Origin of the sequence: Streptomyces sp. NPDC002669, assembly GCF_042889165.1 — a bacterium.
Lineage (GTDB): Bacteria > Actinomycetota > Actinomycetes > Streptomycetales > Streptomycetaceae > Streptomyces.
Map to the genome: position 1 here is coordinate 51317 of NZ_JBIAQQ010000032.1, position 24158 is coordinate 75474.

The 24158-nt window shown below is 73.4% G+C and carries 24 protein-coding genes; 10 read left to right on the top strand and 14 right to left on the bottom strand.

What is annotated here, in order from left to right; translation table 11 throughout:
• Positions 1–274: 274 nt before the first annotated feature.
• The 4 genes from ACFYW1_RS33420 to infC all read right to left on the bottom strand — a co-directional run bounded on the left by ACFYW1_RS33420 (position 275) and on the right by infC (position 2746).
• Complete coding sequence (locus tag ACFYW1_RS33420; RefSeq protein ID WP_389001849.1) at positions 275–1108, bottom strand: TrmH family RNA methyltransferase; 834 nt, start codon at positions 1106–1108, stop codon at positions 275–277.
• 145 nt (positions 1109–1253) lie between these two features.
• Positions 1254–1637: a 50S ribosomal protein L20 gene (gene rplT, locus ACFYW1_RS33425; RefSeq protein WP_018103794.1), complete on the bottom strand. Its 384-nt coding sequence runs from the start codon at positions 1635–1637 to the stop codon at positions 1254–1256.
• Between the two features lie 110 nt (positions 1638–1747).
• Positions 1748–1942, bottom strand: coding sequence for a 50S ribosomal protein L35 (gene rpmI / locus ACFYW1_RS33430; protein WP_114243588.1), 195 nt, complete (start codon positions 1940–1942; stop codon positions 1748–1750).
• Positions 1943–2062: 120 nt separating this feature from the next.
• On the bottom strand, positions 2063–2746 hold the full coding sequence (gene infC / locus ACFYW1_RS33435; protein WP_389001854.1) for a translation initiation factor IF-3: 684 nt from the start codon (positions 2744–2746) through the stop codon (positions 2063–2065).
• A 345-nt stretch (positions 2747–3091) separates the two neighbouring features.
• Here infC and ACFYW1_RS33440 point away from each other — a divergent pair, with 345 nt between their 5' ends.
• Complete coding sequence (locus tag ACFYW1_RS33440; RefSeq protein ID WP_389001857.1) at positions 3092–3454, top strand: DUF1844 domain-containing protein; 363 nt, start codon at positions 3092–3094, stop codon at positions 3452–3454.
• A gap of 98 nt (positions 3455–3552) precedes the next feature.
• On the opposite strand, the gene ACFYW1_RS33445 is transcribed toward ACFYW1_RS33440, so the two are convergent.
• The 3 genes from ACFYW1_RS33445 to ACFYW1_RS33455 form a co-directional block, all read right to left on the bottom strand.
• On the bottom strand, positions 3553–4281 hold the full coding sequence (locus ACFYW1_RS33445; protein ID WP_389001860.1) for an SseB family protein: 729 nt from the start codon (positions 4279–4281) through the stop codon (positions 3553–3555).
• Between the two features lie 102 nt (positions 4282–4383).
• Positions 4384–5571, bottom strand: coding sequence for a type VII secretion-associated serine protease mycosin (gene mycP, locus ACFYW1_RS33450; protein ID WP_389001863.1), 1188 nt, complete (start codon positions 5569–5571; stop codon positions 4384–4386).
• On the bottom strand, positions 5568–6461 hold the full coding sequence (locus ACFYW1_RS33455; protein WP_389001976.1) for a hypothetical protein: 894 nt from the start codon (positions 6459–6461) through the stop codon (positions 5568–5570). The genes mycP and ACFYW1_RS33455 overlap by 4 nt, the downstream gene beginning before the upstream one ends.
• 834 nt (positions 6462–7295) lie before the next feature.
• Between ACFYW1_RS33455 and ACFYW1_RS33460 the strand changes: the two genes are divergently transcribed.
• Positions 7296–8498, top strand: a complete 1203-nt coding sequence (locus ACFYW1_RS33460) for an amino acid deaminase/aldolase (protein WP_389001866.1) — start codon at positions 7296–7298, stop codon at positions 8496–8498.
• A gap of 58 nt (positions 8499–8556) precedes the next feature.
• On the opposite strand, the gene ACFYW1_RS33465 is transcribed toward ACFYW1_RS33460, so the two are convergent.
• Positions 8557–9528, bottom strand: coding sequence for a DUF2510 domain-containing protein (locus ACFYW1_RS33465; RefSeq protein ID WP_389001869.1), 972 nt, complete (start codon positions 9526–9528; stop codon positions 8557–8559).
• A gap of 120 nt (positions 9529–9648) precedes the next feature.
• Here ACFYW1_RS33465 and ACFYW1_RS33470 point away from each other — a divergent pair, with 120 nt between their 5' ends.
• Both ACFYW1_RS33470 and ACFYW1_RS33475 read left to right on the top strand, forming a co-directional pair.
• Positions 9649–10377 (top strand): FadR/GntR family transcriptional regulator, encoded by a 729-nt coding sequence (locus ACFYW1_RS33470; protein ID WP_389001871.1) that lies wholly within the window; start codon positions 9649–9651, stop codon positions 10375–10377.
• A gap of 150 nt (positions 10378–10527) precedes the next feature.
• Positions 10528–11271: a gamma-glutamyl-gamma-aminobutyrate hydrolase family protein gene (locus tag ACFYW1_RS33475; RefSeq protein WP_389001979.1), complete on the top strand. Its 744-nt coding sequence runs from the start codon at positions 10528–10530 to the stop codon at positions 11269–11271.
• 68 nt (positions 11272–11339) lie between these two features.
• Here ACFYW1_RS33475 and ACFYW1_RS33480 read toward each other — a convergent pair whose 3' ends face one another.
• On the bottom strand, positions 11340–12296 hold the full coding sequence (locus ACFYW1_RS33480; RefSeq protein WP_389001874.1) for a LysR family transcriptional regulator: 957 nt from the start codon (positions 12294–12296) through the stop codon (positions 11340–11342).
• A 71-nt stretch (positions 12297–12367) separates the two neighbouring features.
• Here ACFYW1_RS33480 and ACFYW1_RS33485 point away from each other — a divergent pair, with 71 nt between their 5' ends.
• On the top strand, positions 12368–13525 hold the full coding sequence (locus ACFYW1_RS33485; RefSeq protein ID WP_389001877.1) for a TDT family transporter: 1158 nt from the start codon (positions 12368–12370) through the stop codon (positions 13523–13525).
• On the opposite strand, the gene ACFYW1_RS33490 is transcribed toward ACFYW1_RS33485, so the two are convergent.
• The 4 genes from ACFYW1_RS33490 to ACFYW1_RS33505 all read right to left on the bottom strand — a co-directional run bounded on the left by ACFYW1_RS33490 (position 13443) and on the right by ACFYW1_RS33505 (position 18628).
• Positions 13443–14168: a helical backbone metal receptor gene (locus ACFYW1_RS33490; protein WP_389001880.1), complete on the bottom strand. Its 726-nt coding sequence runs from the start codon at positions 14166–14168 to the stop codon at positions 13443–13445. The two genes, ACFYW1_RS33485 and ACFYW1_RS33490, sit on opposite strands and share 83 nt — an antisense overlap.
• Before the next feature lie 11 nt (positions 14169–14179).
• Positions 14180–14725: a helix-turn-helix domain-containing protein gene (locus ACFYW1_RS33495; protein ID WP_389001883.1), complete on the bottom strand. Its 546-nt coding sequence runs from the start codon at positions 14723–14725 to the stop codon at positions 14180–14182.
• Between the two features lie 149 nt (positions 14726–14874).
• Positions 14875–17511, bottom strand: a complete 2637-nt coding sequence (locus ACFYW1_RS33500) for an ABC transporter permease/substrate binding protein (RefSeq protein WP_389001888.1) — start codon at positions 17509–17511, stop codon at positions 14875–14877.
• Positions 17504–18628, bottom strand: a complete 1125-nt coding sequence (locus ACFYW1_RS33505; protein ID WP_389001891.1) for a glycine betaine/L-proline ABC transporter ATP-binding protein — start codon at positions 18626–18628, stop codon at positions 17504–17506. The genes ACFYW1_RS33500 and ACFYW1_RS33505 overlap by 8 nt, the downstream gene beginning before the upstream one ends.
• Before the next feature lie 268 nt (positions 18629–18896).
• Between ACFYW1_RS33505 and ACFYW1_RS33510 the strand changes: the two genes are divergently transcribed.
• Together ACFYW1_RS33510 and ACFYW1_RS33515 are read left to right on the top strand one after the other, a co-directional pair.
• Positions 18897–19805 (top strand): 5'-3' exonuclease H3TH domain-containing protein, encoded by a 909-nt coding sequence (locus tag ACFYW1_RS33510; RefSeq protein ID WP_389001982.1) that lies wholly within the window; start codon positions 18897–18899, stop codon positions 19803–19805.
• A gap of 46 nt (positions 19806–19851) precedes the next feature.
• The gene (locus tag ACFYW1_RS33515) at positions 19852–20694 is read left to right on the top strand and encodes a siderophore-interacting protein (protein WP_389001894.1); all 843 of its coding nucleotides are present in this window, start codon (positions 19852–19854) and stop codon (positions 20692–20694) included.
• 111 nt (positions 20695–20805) lie between these two features.
• Here ACFYW1_RS33515 and ACFYW1_RS33520 read toward each other — a convergent pair whose 3' ends face one another.
• Positions 20806–21522 carry a MerR family transcriptional regulator gene (locus ACFYW1_RS33520; protein WP_389001897.1) on the bottom strand — a complete coding sequence of 239 codons (717 nt, stop codon included), beginning with the start codon at positions 21520–21522 and terminating at the stop codon, positions 20806–20808.
• Positions 21523–21706: 184 nt separating this feature from the next.
• On the opposite strand from ACFYW1_RS33520, the gene ACFYW1_RS33525 reads away from it, so the two are divergent.
• From ACFYW1_RS33525 to ACFYW1_RS33535, 3 genes are read left to right on the top strand one after another with little or no spacing between them, the layout of a single operon-like run.
• Complete coding sequence (locus ACFYW1_RS33525) at positions 21707–22681, top strand: hypothetical protein (RefSeq protein WP_389001985.1); 975 nt, start codon at positions 21707–21709, stop codon at positions 22679–22681.
• Positions 22678–23151 (top strand): ABA4-like family protein, encoded by a 474-nt coding sequence (locus tag ACFYW1_RS33530; RefSeq protein ID WP_389001900.1) that lies wholly within the window; start codon positions 22678–22680, stop codon positions 23149–23151. Before ACFYW1_RS33525 ends, ACFYW1_RS33530 begins: the two co-directional genes overlap by 4 nt.
• 13 nt (positions 23152–23164) lie before the next feature.
• The gene (locus ACFYW1_RS33535; protein ID WP_389001903.1) at positions 23165–24133 is read left to right on the top strand and encodes an ADP-ribosylglycohydrolase family protein; all 969 of its coding nucleotides are present in this window, start codon (positions 23165–23167) and stop codon (positions 24131–24133) included.
• Positions 24134–24158: the final 25 nt, after the last annotated feature.

Genomic DNA, 24158 nt, shown 5'->3' on the forward strand with positions numbered 1-24158 from the left:
CACCCTACTAGTCGTCGGTGACGGAGCGACACCCTGCGGGGGCGCACTGCTGCGGCCCGCGGTCCGGCGGGTGCGGCACGAGCGCCGCCGGACAGCGCCCCCGGTGCGCCCGTGATCCCGGGCACCCGCCCGCGTACGCCCCCCTCGGGCGTACCGGAAGCGGCTCTCCCTCTTTGCCTTTGCGGGGTGGTGGCGGGGCGGTGCAGGAAGCGGCAGCGGGGCCCGCCCGGCCCTGGTGGGCCCGGCGGGCCCCGGAGGGCCGTGCGGTGGTCCGTCAGCGGCGCGGGCGCTGGGCCCTTGCGGAGGCGTACAGGCAGACGGCCGCGGCGGTCGCCAGGTTGAGGCTCTCCGCCCTGCCATGGATGGGCACGCGTACGACGGCGTCGGCCAGTGCCCGGGTCTCCTCCGGCAGGCCCCACGCCTCGTTGCCGAAGATCCAGGCGGTCGGGCCGCCCATGGTCCCCGCGTCGAGCTCGTCGTCGAGGTCGTCGGCGCCCGCGCCGTCGGCGGCGAGGATCCGTACGCCCGCCTCCCGCAGCCCCCGCACGGCCTGCTCGACCGGGACGCCGACGGCGACCGGCAGGTGGAAGAGCGAGCCGACCGAGGCCCGGACCGACTTGGGGTTGTAGAGGTCCACCGAGGCGTCGGTGAGCACGACGGCGTCGGCGCCCGCGGCATCGGCGCAGCGCAGCACCGTGCCCGCGTTCCCCGGGTCGCGCACATGGGCCAGGACGGCGACCAGCCTGGGCTTCGCGGCGAGGATCTCGTCGAACGGCGAGTCGAGGAAGTGGCAGACCCCGATCAGGCCCTGCGGGGTGACGGTCTGGGACACCTCGGCGAGCACGTTCCCGTCGGCGAGGTGCACCCGGGCGCCGGCCGCGTGGGCGGCGGCGACGATGTCGGCGTACCGCTCGGCCGCCTCGACGGTGGCGAACAGCTCGATCAGGGTCGGTTCGCCGTCGCTGCCGCGGTGCTCGGCGGCCTCCCGCACAGCCTGCGGCCCCTCGGCGATGAACCTGCGCTCCTTGCCGCGGAAGTTGCGCTTGGCCAGCCGGCGGGCGGCGGTGACGCGCGGCGATCGCGGGGAGATCAGTTCGGGGGTGCCCATGGTCGGCGGCGGGCCTCTCTGCGTACGGGGCTGGCGGGTGCGGGAGCGACGGACGGACGTGCGGAACGTGCCGTGCAACGCGCCGGACCCGCAGACGGCGGGCGCCTGCGGGTCCGGCTCGGAAAAGCAGGAAGTGCTGCCTGGGTCAGGCGGCCTTCGGGGCGTTGACGTCGCTCGGGAGGGCCTTCTGGGCGACCTCGACGAGGGCGGCGAACGCGTTGGCGTCGTTGACCGCGAGCTCGGCCAGGATCTTGCGGTCCACCTCGATGTTGGCGGCCTTCAGACCCTGGATGAGGCGGTTGTACGTCATGCCGTTCTGGCGGGCAGCGGCGTTGATGCGCTGGATCCACAGCTGACGGAAGTCGCCCTTGCGCTTCTTGCGGTCGTTGTAGTTGTAGACGAGGGAGTGGGTGACCTGCTCCTTCGCCTTGCGGTACAGACGGGAGCGCTGGCCCCGGTAACCGCTGGCCTGCTCGAGGATCGCCCGACGCTTCTTGTGAGCGTTTACTGCCCGCTTGACGCGTGCCACTTGTTAACTCCTTGTAGCGGGGCCGTGGTTGGACTCACACGGCCCGGAAACGAATTGGTCCCGGTCTGAAGTCGAGGTCGCCGCCCCCGGACGCACCGGGGACCGCGGGCTCACTTGCCGAGAAGCTTCTTGACCTTCTTGGCGTCGGCCGGGGCCAGCTCGACCGTGCCGGTCAGCGAGCGGGTCTTCTTGGACGACTTGTGCTCAAGCAGGTGGCGCTTGCCGGCGCGCTCACGGAGCACCTTGCCGGAGCCGGTGATCTTGAAGCGCTTGCTGGCACCGCTGTGCGTCTTGTTCTTCGGCATCGCGCCGTTCTCTCCTCGTCAGTGGCGCCCCTCTCGGTGTGGGCACCGGACAGCAGGGGCGTCAGATCTTGATGGGAATTCCGGGGGGACCCGGGGCCGCCTGGATGGCGACCCCTGAGGTCACGCCTCGGAAGGTGTCTCGGGCTGCTCGTCGGCAACCTGGTCCGCTGCGGCGTCGGGGGTGGAGCCCTGACGCCCCGCCTTGCGGGCGGCCTGGGCCTCACGGGCCTCGGCCATCGCCTCGGTCTTCTTCTTGTGCGGGCCCAGAACCATGATCATGTTCCGGCCGTCCTGCTTCGGGTTGGACTCGATGAAGCCGAGTTCCTCCACGTCCGAAGCCAGACGCTGGAGCAGACGGAAGCCCAGCTCGGGGCGGGACTGCTCACGACCACGGAACATGATCGTGATCTTGACCTTGTCGCCCTGCTTGAGGAACCGGACGACGTGACCCTTCTTGGTGTCATAGTCGTGCGGGTCGATCTTCGGCCGGAGCTTCATCTCCTTGATGACCGTGTGCGCCTGGTTCTTGCGCGCCTCACGGGCCTTCATGGCCGACTCGTACTTGAACTTCCCGTAGTCCATGAGCTTGCACACGGGCGGACGGGCGGTCGCCGCCACCTCGACCAGGTCGAGGTCGTACTCCTGCGCGAGTTCCAGGGCCTTGGCAAGCGGAACAATCCCGACCTGCTCGCCGCTGGGACCGACAAGTCGCACCTCGGGAACGCGAATCCGGTCGTTGATGCGGGGCTCGGCGCTGATGGATCCTCCTCGGTAGCACCACGCGGCCGCCTGGCGGACAGCCACGTAACGTCTGTTTCATTGGGACCAACCGCACACGGGCAAGAAAAATGCCCCGGACGGGACACAGGCGGGGCTCCTGGAACAACCGGAACACCGCCGCGGTCAACCGCGGGGCGCATCGGGCGGTCCCATCGTCCGTACGGAACGATGGTTACCGCCTGACCGGATGACCCGCCGTCCTGCAAGGACGGCCAGGTGGGAGATCGGAGCCTCCACTTGTGGGCCGGGCACATAGCTGCCCAGCCGGTCGTCACACCAGGCTAGCAGCTCCCCGGTGCGCGTACCAACCGGCCGCCGCCCCCGCTCCCGCGGACGGGACGGGTCCGGCGTGGGCCTATCGTATGGCGCATGAGTGACGCGACCCCCACCAGTGATTCCCCCGGCTTCGACGACATGGCCCGCGACATCGCGGAGGTGCCCGCGGTCGAGGTGATCGTGACGGTCGCGGTCAATCTGATGAGCGCCGCCGCCGTGAAGCTCGGACTGACCGAGGACGGCGCCGACCACAAGGACCTCGACGAGGCCCGCAAGCTGGTGCACGCGCTGGCCGGTCTGCTGGACGCGAGCACCACCGAGATCAGCTCCTTCCACGCGGCCCCGCTGCGCGACGGGCTGAAGTCGCTGCAGCTCGCGTTCCGCGAGGCGTCGCTCGTCCCGGACGAGCCCGGCCAGGGCCCCGGCGAGAAGTACACCGGCCCCGTCTTCGGCTGAGCCCGCGCCTCTCGTCCCCTGTCGAACAGGTGAGCCCCCGCCCATGCCGGGCGGGGGCTCACCTGTGTCATGCGGCCGTGCCGGTGCCCGCTTCGCGGTCAGCGGGTGAACAGGGGCTCGCCCGGTGCGGCCGTGTCGGCCGGCAGCAGCGCCAGGTCCAGGCCGCGCACCAGCCGGGCGCGCAGCACCTCGTCGGCGGCCAGCGTCCCCGCGACCCGGCGGGCGACGTCGGCGGGGTTCGCGTCGGGGGCGAGGACGAGGGCGAGGGTGCCGTCGGCGGAGCCGGGGCCGAGGTGGGCGCGGAGCACCGCGGGCTCGGCGGCGACCGCGGCCCGCACCGCCGAGGCGACGGCCGGGTCGTCCAGCGGGTCGGCGCTGGTGCGGCCCTCGGCGAGGGCGAGCAGCGCGGAGCCGGTCAGTTCGAAGGCGACCGGTCCCGCGAGGTCGAGGACGACCGTGTCCGCCTTCTCGTGCGCGGCGGCCTGGAGCGCCTGGTGGAGGGGGACGGCCACGGGGCGGGCCTGCGGGTCCCAGCGGGCCAGCGACGCGGTCGAGGTGAAGGCGGGCAGGGCCCGGCGGCCCCCCGCCCGGAGGGTGGGGACGGCCATGTCGCTGGTCTTCTCGCGACGCAATCCGTTCTCGTCCTCCTCCACCTCCCCCAGCACGGCGACGACCGGGACCAGCAGCCGGGCACCCCTGAGGGCTTCGAGCACCGGGCCGACCGCCTTCCGGTCCGCGGCCCACGCGGCGAGTGCCGCGGTCAGGGCCGGGTCGGCCGTGCCGTCGTCGTCGGAGTAACCGGGGTCCGGAATGTTCTTCAGCGCCACGGGGCGAGCGTAGTCCCTGGCCCTGCCCGCCCCGTCGACGGGGCGGACCGGCCGTTTCCCGGAAGCCCCCGCCGGACGCTGCGGGAGCGGTCGGCGGGGCGGTCAGTTCCGGCCGGTGGCCGGGCCGCGGCCCCTGCCGCGCCAGAGCACCACGGCCAGTGCCAGCAGGAGCGCGCCGAGGGCGCCCGCACCGGCGGCGAGCCAGCCCGCGGGGATGTTCTCGTGCCGCGCGGGGCTGGGGCCGGGGCCGAAGTACTGCTTGCGGTACCCGGCCCCGGCCCGCAGGTCGGCGGGGCGGAGCTTCGCCCCGGCCTCGATCGCCGCGACGGGATCGACGATGCCATACCCCCGGGCGTCGTCGCGGCCGGACGCCGGGGAGCTGCGGGCGGTGTCCGTGAGGAGCTTCTTGACCTGGGCGGGCGTCAGGTCCGGGTGCGCGGCGCGGACCAGCGCGACCGCGCCCGAGACGAACGCGGCGGCGGCGGAGGTGCCCCACTCCACGTAGTACTGGCGGTCGGGCGAGGCGACGACGATGTCGACGCCTGGGGCGCTGACCGCGGCGTACCAGCGGCGGGTGGAGAACGCCGCGTGGGTGCCGTACCGGTCGACGGCGGTGACCGCTATCACCCCGGGGTAGGCGGCGGGGTACGAGATGTGGTCGCCCTTCTCGCCGCCGTTGCCCGCGGAGGCGACGACGACGGCGCCCTTCTTCAGGGCGTACTGGATGGCCGCGTCCTCGCCCGGTTCGGGGTGCGCGGACTTGCTGTCGTCGCCGAGTGAGAGGTTGATGACGTCGGCGCCCTGGTCGGCGGCCCAGCGGATGCCGTCGGCGAGGGCCGTGCCGCGCGACTTGCGGGCCTTGGAGCGGGCCGGGTCGGAGGCTTCGAGGATCACCCGGACCGGAAGGATCTTCGCCTCCGGCGCGATGCCGAGCACCCCCTCGTCGCCTCCCGTCCCGTGGCCGCGCCCCGCGATGATGCCCGCCATCGCCGTGCCGTGCCGGGCCCAGGAACGGTCGCCGCGGCCCGCGCCGAAACCGATCATGTCCTTGCCGGGCAGCACCTGTCCGGCCAGGTCGGGGAGGCTGCCGTCGACCCCGGTGTCGACGACGGCGACGGTGATGCCCTTGCCCTTGGTGGTCCGCCACGCCTGTTCGGTGTGGAGCGCCTGCAACCCCCACTGCTGGTCCCGGATGGCATCGGCCCGGGCCGGTGCGGCGGGCAGGAGCGCCAGCGCGGTGGCGGCGCAGACCGCGCCCAGGGCACGGTGTCGGCGGGTGCGGCGGCTCATTCCGGCTTCTCCGTGAGGTCGGTGACGGCCCGGCGCAGACCGCGCTCGATCCGGTCGGCGATGCCCTTGGCCTCGTGGCCGAGTCCGGCCTGTGCCGCCGCGGTCGTCGACTTCGGGTCCATGGCCTTCGCCGCGGGCTGCGGATCGGTGACGGCGCGCCCGTCGGCGAATCCGGAGACGGCGAACACGACGACGGGCACCTCGGTCAGTACGTGGACGGTCCAGCCGGCCCGCTGCCGGTCGCCGAACCCTGCGGCGACGGTGCCCCGGACGGGGTACGTGCGGGGCATCAGGTCGGTGCGCCGGTCGAGGTGCTGGTCGGTGAAGCGGGTGCCGAGCGCCCGCATGGCCGCCTCGTCGCCCTCGGTGAAGATCATCCCGACGGTGGTGACGCTGCTGGTCGTGGCGTCGGTGTAGGTGGCCCGGAGCATCCGCTCGCAGCCGACCGGGCCGAGCGTCCTCGCCAGCAACGGGTCCAGCGCCTTCGTGCAGCCGCCGTCCGGGGCGACGGCGAGCCGGGTCCAGACCCGGTCGGCACCGCCGGGGCCCGCCCCGTCACCGGCCAGGGTGCGCGGGAAGAGGGTGTCCACGGGGACGTTGTGCCAGGCGGAACGGCCCACGGCGTAGGCGTTGCGGGCGGCGGGGTCGGCCGAGGAGTCGCTGGTGAGCCAGGTACCGGTGGCCGCACCGCCGATCAGCCCGAGGCCGAGCACGACGCAGGCCGCCGCGGCCGCGGTCCGGGCGGGGCGGCGGGTGCGGATCGGGCGCAGCCGGGTGGTGGTCTCGGCGGGCGTCTCGGGGCGCGGGCCGTAGTACGGCTGTGGCTGCCGGTACGGGTACGGGGGCGGCACGGGCGGCGGTCCCGTCCCCGGGCGCGGGGTGAGGTCCACGGCGCCGACGGGCCGCCGCCGGGTCGTGGCGGGCGGCTGCCCGGGACGGGGCGGAGCGGTGGCCGCCGGGGGCACGGGGACGCCCGGCGCGGGCGCGGGAGGCATGGGCGCGCCCTGGGCGGGCGCCGGGGGCGGGGGCGTACTCGGAGCGGGGGCCGGGGGGACGGGCCGGAGTCGGGCCGTGGTCTCCACGGGCGGGACGGCCGTCGCGGGCGGCGGGGTCGCCGGGCGCGGCGGAACGGGCGCGGCGGCGGGTGCCGGGGCCGGGTTCCGCGTCGGCTGTGCGGGCTCCGCCGGACGGACGGGCGCCGGGGACGGCGGGCTCGCGGCCGGTGCGCCTCCCTGGGCCCGCGCCGGCCCCTGGTTTCCGGGAGCGGGAGCGGAAGCCACGGGAGCGGGAGCGGAAGCCACGGGGCCCGTCTCCCGTACCGGGGGTGCCGTGTTCGTCGCCCCTGTCGGGGGAACCGGCTCCGGTTGGCGGGCGGCGGAGGCCGGGGGCATCGGATCCGTGCCCTGTGCCGGGGGCGTGGGGCGGGGTGGAACAGGAGCCCGCTGCGCCTCGGTACTCATCCGCCCCCCTGATCCCGTTCCGTACCGCGCGCGGATCGGCTTCACGGGCAGGCCCGTTCGATTGCCGCTGATTGCCGCGTGTCCGTCACTCTACGGGGTGGGGCACCCCTGGCGGGAGCAGGCCGCCCGACCCCTGATGATCTGCGCAGATCATCCCTGTGGGGGCGGGCCCGTACGCGGGCACGTGCCGTCCGGTGGCACCGGTGCGACCGGGATGCGGAACAGCCCTTACCCATCGGTACGGACGTCTGGCAAGCTGCGGCCATGACTGCCCGCGCCGCTGACCGGACCCGGTACAACCGGGCCACTGCCCACCTGGACGCCCCGATCGCCGTCGTCGATCTCGAGGCGTTCGACGCCAATGCCGATGACCTCGTCCGGCGGGCCGCCGGAAAGCCGATCCGGGTGGCCAGCAAGTCGGTGCGCTGCCGTGCGCTGCTGGAACGGGTGCTCGCGCGGCCCGGTTTCGCCGGGATCATGTCGTTCACGCTCGCCGAGTCGCTGTGGCTGGCGCGGGCCGGTTTCGACGACGTGCTGCTGGCCTATCCGACGGCCGACCGGGCCGCCCTCGCGGAACTGGCCGCCGACCCGAAACTGGCCGCCGCGGTGACGGTGATGGTGGACGACCACGCGCAGCTGGAGCTGATCGACGCGGCGCGGGCGGGCGGCCACGAGGAGATCCGGGTCTGCCTGGAGCTGGACACCTCGCTCCAGCTGCTCGGCGGCCGGGTCAGGGTCGGTGCCCTGCGCTCCCCGCTCCGCTCCCCCGCCCAACTGGCCGATCTGGCACGCTCGGTGGCGCGCAGGCCGGGTTTCCGGCTGGTCGGTCTGATGGCGTACGAGGGGCACATCGCCGGGGTCGGGGACTCGCTCGCGGGCCGGCCGCTGCGTTCCCGGGCGATCCGGCTGATGCAGGCCGCGGGCCGCCGGGAACTCGCCGCGCGGCGGGCCGAGGTGGTGCGCGCGGTCCGGGCGGTGGCCCCGGACCTGGAGTTCGTGAACGGCGGCGGCACCGGCAGCGTGCAGCACACGGCGGCGGAGCGCGCGGTGACCGAGATCGCGGCCGGGTCGGGGCTCTACGTGCCGCGGCTGTTCGACAACTACACGTCGTTCACGGCCCGTCCGGCCGCGCTGTTCGCCCAACCCGTGGTGCGCAGGCCCGGTGTGGGCGTGGTGACGGTGCTGGGCGGCGGCTATCCGGCGTCCGGCCCCGCGGGACCGGACCGGCTGCCGGTCCCGTATCTGCCGGAGGGGCTGCGCTACGACCCGCAGGAGGGGCCGGGCGAGGTGCAGACCCCGCTGCTCGGCGCCCCGGCCGACGATCTGCTGATCGGCGACAAGGTGTGGTTCCGGCACGCGAAGGCCGGTGAACTGTGCGAGCGCTTCGACGAGTTGCAGCTGATCGAGGGCGACCGGGTGACCGCGACCGTGCCGACGTACCGGGGCGAGGGCCGTACGTTCCTCTGATCCCGGAGCCGGTGCGCCGCCCGGCCCCTGACGCGCCATCGGACCGGCCGACGGCGCGTCAGGGGCCGACCGAGCTGCCCACGCCGCCGCTCGTCGCGCTGTCGCCGATCGGCCGGATGCCCTTGGTGATGGTGTCCATGAGCGGGAGCGACGGCCCGTCGGGGCCCGCGTCGAAGGCGTAGCGCACGATGACCAGCGTCTCGCTGCCGACCGTGGACGGGAAGACGAGCGACTGCACGTAACCGCCGGGCCCCTTGCCCGTTTCGACCCGCCAGCGCACCCGGTGGCCGGTGCGTCCGGCGACGCTGACGGACTCGGAGGCGAGCTCCTCGTGGGAGGTGATGCCGCCGTGGAACCGGTTGCCGATGAGGTCCTTCCCGTAGGCGGCGTCGGCCGCGGCGGCGATGTCCTGCTTGGCGAGTTCCTCGGCGGAGGTGATGTCCGTGGCGCTCGCGGTGCGGCTGGTCACCGTGCCGTGGTAGCAGTAGCGGCCGGAGTCGCCGGGGCACCGGTAGGAGTCGACGGTGCGCATCGTGAGGACCTTGTCGACGGTTCGCTCGGGCTTCTCCCAGCCGGCGGGGATCGGCAGGGTGATGCCGTTGAGCTGGTCGACGAGGACCTTCGGGTCGTCCTCGGCCGGTGAGCCCCCGGAGGACGGGGTGCCCGTCGCGGTCGCGGTCGTGGTGGGCTTCGGCGCGGAACTGGCGGGGCCGGCCTCCGGGGTGCCGTCTCCCCCGCGCAGCAGGAGCGCCCCGGTGACGGCCGCGCCGACGACGACCAGCCCGGCGACGGCGAGGGCGACGATCCGGGTGGCGCCGGGACCGCCCCTGCCGCCGGAGGCCCCGCCGGTCCGCGCGAGCGCCTCGTCGGGCGGCACGGGCTGCCCGAACTGCGGGGCGGGCGGCCCGAATTGCTGTGGAGCGGGGGCGGTCGGGCGGGTGTGCGCGGTCCATGCCGCACCGTCCCACCAGCGTTCGGTGCCCGGTATCGCGGCGTCCGGGTACCAGCCGGGCGGTGTCGCGTTGCTCATCCCCCCACTCTAGGGTTCGCCCATCGGCGGAAGTCCGCCGATCGCCGGTCCGCCACTTCTGCGTTCAGCCGCGGGACTTAAGGTGTGGTGGCCGACCATTGATCGAAAGGGAGGCGGGGCGTGGCCGGGGAGAGCGAGTTCATCGACCGTCTGTTGCCGGTGCTGCGACCCGTCCGCGCCGGGAACGGCTTCGAGGAGGCGCTGGAGCAGATCCTCCAGGTGGTCAGGCTGGAGCTGGTGCCCGGCGGCGGGCGGCTGCCGGCCGAGCGCGACCTCGCCGAGCTGCTGGGGATCAGCCGGGTCACCCTGCGCGAGGTGCTGAAGGTCCTCCAGGACCAGGGCCTGGTGGAGAGCAGGCGCGGCCGGTACGGCGGCACGTTCGTGCTGGCGCGCACCGGCAGCGCCGGCGAGGACGAGCTGCGCCGGAGGGGGGCCGCCGTCGACATCGAGGACGTGCTGCGCTTCCGCGAGGTGCTGGAGGCCGGGGCGGCCGAGCTGTGCGCCGCGCAGGGGCTCGACGACGAGGGCGCGGACCGGCTGCGCGCGGCCCTGACCGCGACCCACGAGGCGCCCCTGTCGGACTACCGCAGGCGCGACACCCTGTTGCACCTGACCCTGGCCGAGCTCTCCGGTTCCGCGTCGCTGACCACGCAGTACGCGGCCGTCCGGGCCTCCCTGAACGACCTGCTGGACTGCATACCGCTGCTCGTGCGGAACCTGGAGCATTCGCAGCACCAGCACACGAGTCTCATCGAGGCGATCCTGGACGGGGACGCCGAGGCCGCGCGTGCGGTGATGCGCGAGCACTGCGCGGGCACGGCCGCGCTCCTGCGCGGGTTCCTGGCCTGAACCGGCCTGCGGCCGGTTCGCCCCGGCCCCTTGTGCGGAGCCCCGGGGAACGCAAAGGTATTCGTGTCGACCTTTGAATTCCTGGGACCGTCCCCGCCCCGCGGGCGGCCGACCGGAGGGACCGCCGTGCCCGAACCTCTCGACCACCCCGTGCCCGAACCCCTCATCGGCATCACCACCTATCTGGAGCCCGCCGCCCGTTGGGGGGTCTGGGAGCTGCCCGCCGCCCTCCTGCCGGCCGGGTACCCGCGCATCGTCCAGCGGGCCGGCGGCCTGGCCGCGATGCTCCCGCCGGACGATCCCGGCCGGGCCGGGGCGACGGTGGCCAGGCTGGACGGGCTCGTGATCGCGGGCGGGGCCGACGTGGATCCCGGCAGGTACGGCGCGGAGCGCGATCCCGGGTGCGGTCCGCCCGCGCGGGAGCGCGACGACTGGGAACTGGCCCTGATCCGGGCCGCCCTGGAGTCCGGCACTCCGCTGCTCGGCATCTGCCGCGGCATGCAGCTGCTCAACGTGGCGCTCGGCGGCACCCTGGTCCAGCACCTCGACGGACACACCGGCCCGCCGGGCACGACCGGCGTCTTCGGCACGCACCGGGTGACGCCGGTGCCGGGCACGCGCTACGCGTCGGTGGCGCCCGAGCCGTGCGACGTACCCACCTATCACCACCAGTGCGTGGAGCGCCCGGCGCCGGGCCTGGTGATCGGCGCCCATGCGGCGGACGGCACGGTCGAGGCGGTCGAACTCCCGGGCGCCCCATGGGTGCTGGGGGTGCAGTGGCATCCCGAGATGGGTGACGACCCGCGGCTGCTGGAGGCACTGGTCGCGGCGGCCCGGGACCGGGTGCCGCGCCCGGCGACGGTCCGGACGGCGGCCGCGGACCCGGTGCCGTGACCGACGGTGCCCCGCCGGCCGCGTCGCACCTCCCCGCCGGCCATACCGCCTCGCCTCGCCCCGCCCCGTCAGCCGTCCCGCCCCGCCCTGCCGGCCGCGCCGTCCCGCCCCGTCAGGGACAGCAGGTCGCGGGCGGGGCCCGTGGGGCGGTGGCCCGAGGGCCACACCGCGCGCAGCTGGCGCCGCAGGCGCACTCCGGCGACCGGGATCTTGACCAGGCGTCGCGAGGACAGCTCCTCGCCCAGGGCGAGTTCGCTCAGGACGCACGGCCCGGCGCCGCTCTCCGCCGCGCCCTTCACCGCCGTGGTGGAGGAGAGTTCGAGCAGCGGCTGGGCGAGGCCGCCGTGCACGGCGAGGGCCGCGCCCAGCACCTGACGGGTGCCGGAGCCGTGTTCGCGCAGGATCAGCGGGGTCGCGGCGAGCTCCCCCGGCGCCAGGGGGGCGCGGCGGCGGGCCCAGGGGTGGGAGGGGGCGACCACGACGACGAGGCGGTCGTGGGCGACGACCGTGCCGTCGAGCCCCTCCGGGACGGACAGGCCCTCGACGAATCCGAGGTCGGCCTCGCCGACGAGCAGCCGCCCCGCGACGGCCGCCGAGTTCCCGGCGAGCAGCGAGACGGCGGTGTCCGGCCGTTCGGCGCGCAGTGCTATCAGCCAGCCCGGCAGCAGGTACTCGGCGATGGTCATGGAGGCGGCGACCCGCAGCCGTGAGTCCCGCCGGTCGCGCAGCGCCTGGGCGCCCGCGTCGAACGCCTCGGCCGCCTCGACGATCCTGCGCGCCCAGTCGGTGACCAGGGCTCCCGCGTCGGTGAGCCGGGAGCCGCGCGGGGAGCGGTCCAGCAGGGCCACGCCGAGCTGCCGCTCCATGGACCGGATGCGGCTGCTGGCGGCGGGCTGGGTGACGCCGACGTCCCGCGCCGCGCGCCCCAGGCTGCCGTGCCGGGCGACGGCGAGCAGGAGCTCCAGCGCCCCGAGGTCGGGGACCCGGTGGGACAGCGGGGACGGGACATGCGCTTCACCGGCCATAAAGCCAGCTTATGACCTCATAGAAGCGGACTCCCTGGTGGGGTCGTGCCCCCGCGGCAAAAATCGTTGGCATGGCCACCCTTCCGCGGACGCAGCAGTCCCCAGCCCCGTGCCCGAACCCGACCGCCCCCCGCCTGCCCTCCCTGCGGCATCTCGGTCCCAACTGGTACGCCACCGTCATGGGCACCTCGATCGTCGCGAGCGCGGGGGTGGCGCTGCCCGTGCGCGTACCGGGGCTGCGGACCGTCTGCGTGTTCGTGTGGGCGCTCTCGGCACTCGCGCTCGCGGTGTTGCTCACGGCCCGCGCCGGGCACTGGATCGCCCATCGCGACCAGGCCCGCGGGCATCTGCTCGACCCCGCCGTCGCCCCGTTCTACGGCTGCCTCTCGATGGCGCTGCTGGCCGTCGGCGGCTCCTCGCTCGTGGTGGGCCGGGATCTCATCGGGGAGTCGGCGGCCCTGGCGCTGGACGTGGTGCTGTACACGGCGGGCACGGTGATCGGTCTCGTCGTCGCGGCCGCGGTCCCGTACCTGATGGTCGTGCGCCACCGGATCGAGCCGGGGAACGCCTCTCCGGTGTGGCTGCTCCCGGTGGTGGCGCCGATGGTCTCCGCGGCGCTCGGTCCGCAGCTGGTGCCCCATCTGCCCGCCGGGCAGTGGCGGGAGGCGATGCTGCTGGCCTGTTACGCGATGTTCGGTCTGAGCCTGCTGGCCACGCTGGTGATGCTGCCGCTGGTCTTCGCCCGGCTCGTCCACCGGGGGCCGCTGCCGCTCGCGCTGACGCCCACGCTGTTCCTGGTCCTCGGTCCGCTGGGGCAGTCGACGACCGCGGTCGGCCAGATCGCCGACGCGGCGCCGGGCGCGGTCCCGGAACCGTACGTCGCGGGGTTCGGGATGTTCGCCGTGCTGTACGGGGTGCCGGTGATGGGGTTCGCGCTGCTGTGGCTGGCCCTGTCCGCGGCGCTGGTGGTGCGGGCCCTGCGCAACGGCATGACCTTCGCCATGACGTGGTGGGGCTTCACCTTCCCCGTCGGCACCTGTGTCACGGGCGCCGCGGGCCTGGCCCGGCACACCGGCCTCACGGCGTTCACCTGGCTGGCCGTCGCCCTGTACGCGCTGCTGGTGACCGCGTGGGCGGTGGCCGGGGTCAGGACGCTGCGCGGGCTGCTCGACGGAGCGCTGCTCGCAGCACCGCGGGCGCCCGCACCAGTGACGGTCCGTACCACGTGAGGTACCGCCCGTCGACGAGTGCGGCGGGCAGCGCGGGGAACGCCTCGGGTCCGTCGGTCGCGGTGAAGCGGTACGGCTCGTCGGGCAGCACCACCAGCTCGGCGCCCGCCGCGTTGAGCTCGTCGAGGGGGATGCGGGGGTAGCGTTCGGCGTGGTCCGCGTGGACGTTCTCCACCCCGAGCCGGGCCAGCAGGTCCCCGGCGAAGGTGTCGCGGCCCAGCACCATCCACGGCCTGCGCCACACGGGCACCACCGCTCGGCGCGGGGCCGAGGGGGGCGGGAGCGCGGCCCAGGCCGCCTCGGCCTCGTCCAGCCAGCGCGGCCGGGACCGGCCGCAGGCGGCCAGGACGCGCGCGAGTTCCGCGAAGGCCCGGTCGAGGGTGCGGATCTCCGTGACGAGCACCTCGGTCCCGGCGGCCCGGAGCGCGGCGATGTCGGCGGCCCGGTTCTCCTCCTCGTTGGCGAGGACGAGGTCGGGCCGGAGCGCGAGGACCGCCGCCACGTCGGGGTTCTTGGTCCCGCCGATCCGGGCGGCGGTCAGGCCGGCCGGGTGGGTGCACCAGTCGGTGACGCCGACCAGCCGGCCGGGGTCGGTGGTGGCGACGGCCTCGGTGAGCGAGGGCACCAGGGAGACGACGCGCACGGGGCCTCCGGTCAGCGGCGCGGGTCGAAGGTGGCGTCGATGTGCTCGGCGACCGAGACGACCAGCAGCCGGGTGCCGGGCTCCGTGGCCCGCCAGCGGTGCCGCACCCCGCCGGACAGGAACAGCGTGTCGCCCTCCTCCAGCCGGTACGCCTGCCCCTCGGCCTCCACCTCGACGCCGCCCCGGGTCACGTACATCACCTCGTCGTTGCGGTGCTGGAACTCCCGCCCGAGGTCGATCTCCCCGGTGAACTCCAGGGCGCTGAGCTGGTGGCGCCCGCGCACCACCCGGCGCACCCCGTCGCTCTCGCCCGCGCGCACCACGTCGACGGCGCGCGCGGAGTCCGCGGCGGCGCGCAGCTTCGCCGTGGTGGTCTCCAGGGCTTCGGCGACCAGGTCCAGGGACCGGGCGCTGGGCCGGGCCCGCTCGTTCTCGATCTGGCTGAGGAACGGCACGGACAGGCCGCTGCGCCCGGCGACCGCGGCCAGCGTGAGCCCCAGGGACCTGCGTCTGCGGCGGACCGCGGCACCCACGCGGAGTGCTTCCTTCTCGTCCATGTCCGGCTCCCTCCCGACTCGCCATCCTTCCGGTTGCCGACGTGTTACGCACACGGTTGCACAAGTCGGCCCGTCGATGAACACCGAGGCAGCGGGAAGGGGTGGGTACCGCCGTCGGCGGTACCCACCCCTTCGGGTGCTTCCGGGCCCTACTGCGGGGCCATCTTGTCCGCGATGCCCGGGTTCTTCGCCATCCAGGCCTTCACGGCCTCCTCCTCGTGGCCCGTACCGAGCTTCTGGATCTGGTTCTCCAGGCCGGCGAGCTGGTCCTCGCTCAGCTTGAACTCCTTGAACCACTTCGTCAGCTGCGGGTACTGCTTCGGGAAGTCCTTGGACGCGATGGTGTGCAGCCGGTCGCCGTCACCGAAGGCCTTCTCGGGATCCTTCAGCTTGGTCATGCCGTACTCGCTGTACGCCCAGTGCGGCGTCCAGAGCAGCACCGCGATGGGCTCCTTCTTGGCGTACGCGCGCTTCAGCTCGGCCAGCATGCCGGGCGTCGAGGAGTCGAGGACCTCGTACTCCTCGTCGAGGCCGTACGTCGGCAGCACGTTCTTCTTGAGGTTCTCCATCGTGGCGGTGCCCGGCTCGATGCCGATGATCCGGTTCTTGAACCGCGAGCCCTTGCCCTTGAGGTCGGCGAGGGACTTGACGTCCTTCACGTACGAGGGCACCGCGATCTCGATCGACGTGGGGCCGTACCACGAGCCGAGGTCGGTCAGCCGGGAACCGTACTTGTCCCAGTAGTTCTTCTGGGTGTACGGCAGCCAGCCGTCGAACTGCACGTCGATCTGGCCGCGCGACATTGCGGTGTACATCGGGCCGACCTCGAACTGCTTGAGGTTGATCCTGTAGCCGCGCTCCTCCAGGACCGCCTTCCACAGGTACGTGGCGGCGATGTCCTCCTCCCAGGGGAACCAGGCCATCTCGACGGGGCGGTCGCGCTCGTCCTTGCCGCTCTTCTTCGCGGCGGCGGCCTTCGCCCCGGTGACCGGGGTCCATCGGTCGGCGACGCCCGGGTTGGCCTTCAGCCAGGTGCGGACGGCCTCCTGCTCCTTGCCGGAGCCGGCCTTCTGGATCTCCGCCTCCAGGCTGGTGAGCTGGTCCTCGCTCATCTTGAAGTTCTTGAGCCAGCGGCCGACCTCGGGGTTGTCGGCGGAGAAGCCCTTGCGGGCCAGGGTGTGGATGCCGTCGCCCTTGCCCCAGAGGTTCTTGGGGTCCTTGAGCTTGGTGAGCTCGAACTGGTTGTACGCCCAGTGCGGCGACCAGAGCGGAACGACGATGGGTTCCTTCTTGGCGTACGCGCGCTTCAGCTCGGCCAGCATCGAGGGCGTGGAGCCGTCGATGACCTTGTACTCCTCGTCCAGGCCGTAGCCCGGCAGGATCTTGTCCTTGAGCAGGCCCGTCTCACCGGCGCTCGGCTCGATGCCGACGATCCGGTTCTTGAACCGCGAGCCCTTGCCCTTGAGGTCCTCCAGGGACTTGACGTCCTCCAGGTACGCCGGGACGGCCAGCTCCAGCGAGGTGGGGCCGTACCAGGAGCCCATGTCCTCCAGCTTGTCCTGGTACTTCTTCCAGTAGCTGGCGTGCGTGACCGGGAGCCAGGAGTCGGTCTCGAAGTCGATCTGGCCGTTGGCCATGCCGGTGTAGAGCGCGCCGGCCTCGTACTGCTTGACGTCGACCTGGAAGCCGCGCCGCTCCAGCATCTCCTTCCAGAGGAAGGTGGAGGCGATGCCCTCGTCCCACGGGATGTAACCCATGCTGATCTTCTTGCCGGCGCCGATGTCCGAACCGTCGGCGGCGGTGCCCTTGTCCGGGCCGGACGAGCCGAAGATCCCCATGCCGCCCGCGACGAGCGCGAGGACGACGACGCCGACGACCGCGACCACGGGCTGCGGGCGGTGGTTCCAGACCTTCGGGCCGCCGGCCATCGACTGCGCCTTGGCGAGCGCGCGCCGGGCGAGCGGGGAGACCTCGCGGCCCAGCGCGCTGGTCATCCGGTCCAGGTACATCGCCACGATGACGATGGAGATGCCCGCCTCGAAGCCGAGGCCGACGTCCACGTTGCCGATGGCGCGGTAGACGGCGCCGCCGAGGCCGCCGCCGCCGACCATGCCGGCGATGACCACCATGGACAGGCCCAGCATGATGACCTGGTTGATGCCCGCCATGATCGTGGGCAGGGCGAGCGGGAGCTGGACCCGCAGCAGGGTGTTGCGCCGGGTGGTGCCGAACGCCTCGGCCGCCTCGACGAGCTCGCCGTCGACCTGGCGGATGCCGAGTTCGGTCATCCGGACGCCCGGGGGCAGCGAGAAGATGATGGTGGCGATGATGCCGGGGACCACGCCGACGCCGAAGAAGATGACGCCGGGGATCAGGTAGACCATGGCGGGCATGGTCTGCATGAAGTCCAGGACCGGGCGGGTGACCGCGCTGACGGCCTTGGAGCGGGACGCCCAGATGCCCAGCGGCACGGACAGCACCAGCGCGATGATGGTGGCGACGAGCACCAGGGTGACGGTGTCCATCGCCTCGTCCCACAGCTCGACGGAGTCGATGAGGGCGAATCCGACGAAGGCGAGCGCGCCCGCGAGCAGACCGCGCAGCCACCAGGCGATGACGGCGACGATGCCCGCGAAGAGCAGCGGGGCGGGGGCGGAGAGCACGGCGGCTATGCCGTCGAACATGCCGCTGACGACGGAGCTGATCGCGTCGAACAACCAGGCCAGGTGGGCCTGCAGCCAGTCGACGGCCGAGTCGACCCAGTCACCGAGAGGGAGCCTAAACACTGGCCACCTTCTTCAGGTCGGCCGGGGCGTCCTTCGGGGCCTCGGCGGGGGTCATCGGTTCGCCGAGGACGGCGAGCAGCCGGGCGCGCGGGACGACGCCGACGAGCTTGCCCCCGGCGTCGGTCACGGCGACCGCGACCCCGCTCTGCGAGCAGGGCGTGAAGAGCTCGGCGATCGGCGTGGACTCGGTGACGGTGGCCGGGGCGGCCGCGATCACGTCGGCGGCGGTGCGCAGCTCCTTGCCGTCGTCCGTGCTGGTGCCCATGACGGTGTGCGGCTCGGCCATGATGGCCCCCGCGGTCAGCACCCGGGTCCGGTCGACGTCCTGGGTGAAGGAGGCGACGTAGTCGTTGGCCGGGGTGACGAGGATGTCCTCGGCGGTGCCGAGCTGGACTATCCGCCCGTCGCGCATCACGGCGATGCGGTCGCCCAGGCGCATGGCCTCGTTGAGGTCGTGGGTGATGAAGACGATCGTCTTCTTCAGCCGCTTCTGCAGTTCGAGCAGCTGGTCCTGCATGTCGCGGCGGATCAGCGGGTCGAGCGCGCTGAAGGACTCGTCCATCAGCAGCAGGTCGGCGTCGGTGGCCAGGGCGCGGGCCAGGCCGACGCGCTGCTGCATGCCGCCGGAGAGCTCGTCGGGCCAGGACTTCTCCCAGCCGGCGAGACCGGTCAGCTCCAGCGCCTCCGCGGCACGCTTCTCGCGTTCGGCACGCGGTACGCCCTGTACTTCGAGGCCGTACGCGGCGTTCTCCAGCACACTGCGGTGGGGGAAGAGCGCGAAGTGCTGGAACACCATGCTGATCTTCGAGGACCGGACGTGGCGCAGCTCGGCGGGGGCCAGGGCGGTCAGGTCCTGCCCGTCGAACAGCACGCGTCCGGCGGTGGGCTCCAGAAGTCCGTTGAGCATGCGCAGCAACGTGGACTTGCCGGACCCGGACAGACCCATCACGACGAAGATCTGCCCCGGCTCGACGGTGAACGAGGCGTCGATCACCGCTGCGGTCGTTCCGTCGGCGCGCAGCTCGTCGCGGTCGGCACCGTCCTCGAGCCTTCGCACTGCTTGATCGGGTCGTCTGCCGAACACCTTGTACAAGTGCTCGGCCTGCAGCCTTGACACATACACCTCGCGGGTTGAACCGAAAACGGTCTGCCACCCCCTCCGGCAGACCGTGGAGCGACGCGGATCCGGTCCGCACGGCACGCGCATTGGTTGAAATCGCGACGTGATCCGCTCCGGCTGCGCGCCTGCCCCCGCTTATCCAACCCAAACACAAGAGTGACCCAGGTCATATTTGCATGATCGGTTCCATGGTTCGCCCTCCCCGGCGTCCGCGGCGGGCGGTGTCGGTGGGGTGCGGCATCATCGGGGTGTGACGCGACGCCTGATGCTCCTCGACACCGCTTCCCTCTACTACCGCGCCTACTTCGGGGTCCCCGACTCGGTGCGCGCCCCGGACGGCACGCCGGTCAACGCCGTGCGCGGCCTGCTCGACTTCATCGCCCGCCTGGTGCAGGACCACCGGCCGGACGACCTGGTCGCCTGCATGGACGCCGACTGGCGGCCGCACTGGCGGGTCGAGCTGATCCCCTCGTACAAGGCGCACCGGGTGGCGGTGGAGACCGCCGAGGGGCTGCCCGACGAGGAGGAGACCCCCGACACCCTGGGCCCGCAGGTGCCGGTGATCGAGGAGGTGCTCGACGCGCTCGGCATCGCCCGGGTCGGCGTCGCGGACTACGAGGCGGACGACGTGATCGGCACGCTCACCGGCCGGGCCACCGGGCCGGTGGACATCGTCACCGGCGACCGCGACCTCTACCAGCTGGTCGACGACGCCCGCGGGGTGCGGGTCCTCTACCCGCTGAAGGGGGTCGGCTCGCTCCAGCCGACGGACGGGACGTGGCTGCGGGAGAAGTACGGGGTGGACGGCTCCGGGTACGCGGACCTGGCCCTGCTGCGCGGCGACCCGAGCGACGGGCTGCCGGGCGTCCCCGGCATCGGCGAGAAGACCGCGGCGAAGCTACTGGACGCCTTCGGCGATCTGGCCGGGATCATGGCCGCCGTCGACGATCCGGGGTCGGCGCTCACGCCGTCGCAGCGCAGGCGGCTCGACGAGGCGCGGGACTACGTGGCCGTCGCGCCGAAGGTGGTCCGGGTCGCGGGCGACGTGCCCCTGCCGGATTTCGATCCCGCACTGCCCGCCGCGCCGCGCGATCCCGCCGCACTGGAGGAGCTCGCGAAGCGGTGGGGGCTGGGCGGTTCGCTGCAGCGCCTGCTCTCCACTCTGCCCGGATGAAGTGCTAGCTTAGGTAAACCTAAGTAATCGGAGCAGGGAGAACCTCGTGGCAGAGCGACCGGCGCGGCAGGCACCCAAGGCGCAGGGGGCGCAGGTGCTGCGCACCGAGCGGATCACACCTCACATGGTGCGCGTGGTGTTCGGCGGCGAGGGCCTCGCCGACTTCGAGCTCTCCGGGTGCACCGATCATTACGTCAAGATCTGCTTCGCCCCCGAGGGCGCCGACTACCCGCACCCCTTCGACATGGCCCGCATCCGCGAGGAGCAGCCGCGGGAGCTGTGGCCCACGACCCGTACGTACACGGTGCGGTCCTGGGACCCGGCCGCCCGCGAGCTGGCGATCGACTTCGTGGTGCACGGCGACGAGGGGCTCGCCGGGCCCTGGGCGGCGCGGGCCACGCCGGGCGAGCAGGTGACCCTCCTGGGGCCGGGCGGGGGCTACGCCCCGGACGCCTCGGCGGACTGGCACCTCCTGGTGGGCGACGAGAGCGCCCTGCCGGCCGTCGCGGCGGCGCTGGAGCAGATGCCCGCGGGCGCGGTGGTGCACGCCTTCGTCGAGGTGGCGGACGCCGAGGAGGAGCAGAAGATCGTGACGCCCGAGGGCGTCGGGGTGACCTGGCTGCACCGCGGGGAGCGGCCGGTCGGCGAGGCACTGGTCGCGGCCGTGCAGGAGCTGGAGTTCCCGGCGGGCGACGTCCAGGCGTTCGTCCACGGCGAGGCCGGTTTCGTCAAGGAGATCCGGCGCCACCTGCGCCTGGACCGCGAAATCCCGCTCTCCCGGCTGTCGATATCGGGCTACTGGCGGCTCGGCCAGAACGACGACGCCTGGCGCTCGGTCAAGCGCGAGTGGAACGAGCAGGTGGAGCGCGAGCAGGAGGGCGCCGCGTAGGCCCCTCCGCCGGACCGGGACCGGGCGGGTCCCGCCCCCGTCGCCCCCGTACGTGTGCCCCGGCCCCGGCCGGGGCACACGCGCGTCGGGACGGGACCGGGACGCGGGCCGTCATCCCCCGGCAGCCGCCCCCGTCCCGCCCCCGCCATCCGCACCACCTGCGCCATCCGCACCACCAGGGCCCCCACCGTCCGCGCCCCTCCCGCCCCCGTACGCGCGCGCCGAGGCGTCCACGTGCGCGAGCCGCCGCAGCGCGCCGAACATCGCCTCCCCCAGCACCGTGCCCACAACCACGCTCTCCACCAGGTCCTCGCGCGCCACCCGGCGCCCCACGTAGTCGAGGTCGGCCCGCGCGACCGGTTCGGCGGCCGCCGCGTAGGCGTCGAGCAGTTCGACGAAACCGCCGTGCCCGGCCCGCCTCAGCGCGACGATCACCTCGGCCAGGGACTCACCGGCCGGGCCGGCCGCGTCCGCCCGCCAGCCGCGCCGCTCCACCAGTTCCGCCACCTCGTCGCGGGCGTCGTCCAGTTCGGGACCGGGATCGTCGCCCGCCGACTGGGCGAGGCGCTTCGCCGCGAAGCCCAGCACCTTGTGCACCGGCCGCTCGGGGTCGTCGATCACCCGCAGCACATCGCCGATGGCCGCCAGCGAGAGCCCGCCGACGTCCAGCAGGGCGCGGATCAGCCGCAGCCTGCGCTCGTGCCCGTCGTCGTAACTGGCCTGGTTCGGGCTGGTCAACTGCCCGGCCGGCAGCAGCCCTTCCCGTACGTAGTACTTGATCGTCGGTACCGGGACCCCGGACCTGCGGCTCAACTCTCCGATGCGCACCGCGCGTTCATCCTTCCGCTCTTGCCAACCCCCGGAGCCATCATAGATAGTTCCACTATCGGATAGCAGAGAGTACCGCTATCCATAATTCCCTGGGGGTTCCATGTCTTCCCGGCTCTTATCCGCCCCGCTCCTGCCCTCCTGGCGTTCCTGGCACCGGCCGTTGGTGCTCTTCGCCGCGGCGATGACCGTCATGTCGGTCGTCTCGGCCGTGGGGCTGATGGTCGACGACCGGGTTCTCGCGGGCGCGGCGATATGGTTCAAGCCGTTCAAGTTCGCGGTTTCGTTCGTCGTGTACGCGCTCGCGCTCGCCTGGATGCTGACGCTGGTCACCCGTGGCCGGCGGGTCGGCTGGTGGACGGGCACGGTGGTCGCTGCGGCCTGCCTGGCCGAGATGGCGATCATCACCGGTCAGGTGATCCGCGGGAAGCGCAGCCACTTCAACCACGCCACGCCGTTCGACGAAGCGCTGTTCAACGCGATGGCCGTCACGGTCGTCGTCCTGTGGACCGGCACGCTGGTCATCGCGGTCCTGCTGCTGCGCGCCCGCATGGCCGACCGCGCCGCCGCCTGGGCGATACGTTCGGGCGTGCTGCTCGCCCTGGTGGGTGCCGCCTTCGGTTTCCTGATGACACAGCCCACCCCCGAGCAGCGGGCGGCCGGAAACCTGGACACCGCCGACGTGATCGGCGCCCACGCCGTGGGCGTACCGGACGGCGGCCCGTCGATGCCGCTCACCGGCTGGTCCACCACTGGCGGCGACCTGCGCATACCGCACTTCGTCGGGATGCACGCGCTCCAGTTGCTGCCGCTCCTCCTGCTCGTCCTGATCTCCCTCGCCCCGCGTTTCGCGCGACTGCGCGATCCGCGGGTCCGGCTGCGGCTGGTACAAGTCGCCTCGGCGTCGTACGCGGCACTCGTCGCGCTCGTCACCTGGCAGGCGCTGCGCGGCCAGCCCCTGGTCCACCCGGACGGCGCGACGCTCGGCGCCGCCGCCCTGCTCGTGGCGACGACCGCCGCCGGCGGCCTGCTCGCCCTGCGGACGGCCCGCGCGGACCGGCGGCCGCGGTCCGGCCCCGCCCCGAAGCACCACCCCGGCCCGAATCCCGTTCCCGACCCGAAGTCCGATTCCACGGAAACGAAGGAGCTCGTGACATGACCGGTGCGCTCTTCGAGATCTCGTTCCTCCTGGCGGCCCCCTTCTGGCTGCTCATGATCCTGGCGCCCGGCCTGCGCCTCACGGCCCGCGTCGCCGCCTCCCCCTTCACCGTGCTGCCGGTGCTGGCGGTCTACCTGCTCATGGCGCTGCCCGTCCTGCCCGAACTCTGGGACGCGGTGCGCAGCCCCGACATCGACACCTTCCGCGACCTGACGGCCCTGGCGAACGGGGCCGGGGCGGTCTGGGCCCAGGTGATCGCCTGGGATCTGCTGCTGGGCCAGTGGATGTTCCTGGAGGGGCGCCGACTGGGGATCTCCCCGTGGGCGATGGGTCCGCTGCTGGTGCTGACGATCCTGCTGTCGCCGTTCGGCCTGCTGGTCTTCCTCGTCCTGCGGGCGGTACGGGGGCCGAGGGCCCGCACCGGGAGCGGGGAGCCGGACCGGGCCGCGCTCCGCGCCCCGGCCGGATGAATACCCTGACCGGATGAATTCTGTGAGCGGGACGGACCGGCACGACCGGGTGGCGGGCGCCCTCGTCGGATCGGCGGTGGGCGACGCGCTCGGGGCGCCGTTCGAGTTCGGCCCCGCCGGTGTGTACACGGCCCGCTTCCCGGACGGCGTCGGCACGATGTGCGGGGGCGGGGGCTGGGACCCGGGCGAGGCCACGGACGACACCCAGATGGCCGTTCTGGTCGCGGAGTCCCTGCTGGAGCGCGGCGGACTCGATCTCCCCGACGTGTTCGACCGATTCCGCCGGTGGGCGGCGGCCGAGCCGAAGGACATCGGGCTGCAGACCGAGCAGGTCCTGACGGACGGCGCGCCCTGGGACCTCGCCGCCGCGCTGCACTTCCAGGTCAACGGACGTGCGGCGGGCAACGGTTCGCTGATGCGGGCGGCCGGCTCCGCCGTGTACTTCGCGCCCCTGGGACAAGCGGCGACCATGGACGCGGCGCGCCGGATCGCCGCGCTGACCCATGGCGACCGGGCCGCCTGGGAGGGCACCGCCGTGCTCCACGAGCTGCTCCGGGTGGCGCTCGACGGGGGCGATCCGCTCGGGGCCGTACCCGCCGCCCTGGAGCTGGTGCACGAGGACCACCGCGGGCGCTGGGCCGTCGTCCTGGCGCCGGACTGGCACCCGGACGCGGCGACGGAGTTCAACGGCGCGGTGTGGCCCTGCCTGGGCACCGCGCTCTGGGCGCTGCGCACCGGCCGCACGTACGAGGAGGCCGTGGCGGCCGCCGTCGACGTGGGCGGCGACACCGACACGGTCGCGGCGGTGACCGGCGGCCTGGCGGGTGCCGTGCACGGCTTCGGCGCGATCCCGCCCCGCTGGACGGAACCCCTGCACGTACCGCTGCCGGGGTACGGGGGCCGGGTGCTGGGCACCGCCGACCTGGTGGACCTGGCCCGGCGGCTGGACGGGGCCGCCCCACGCGATTCCCGCGGACATTGACCGGCCCAGAACCTACACATAAGGG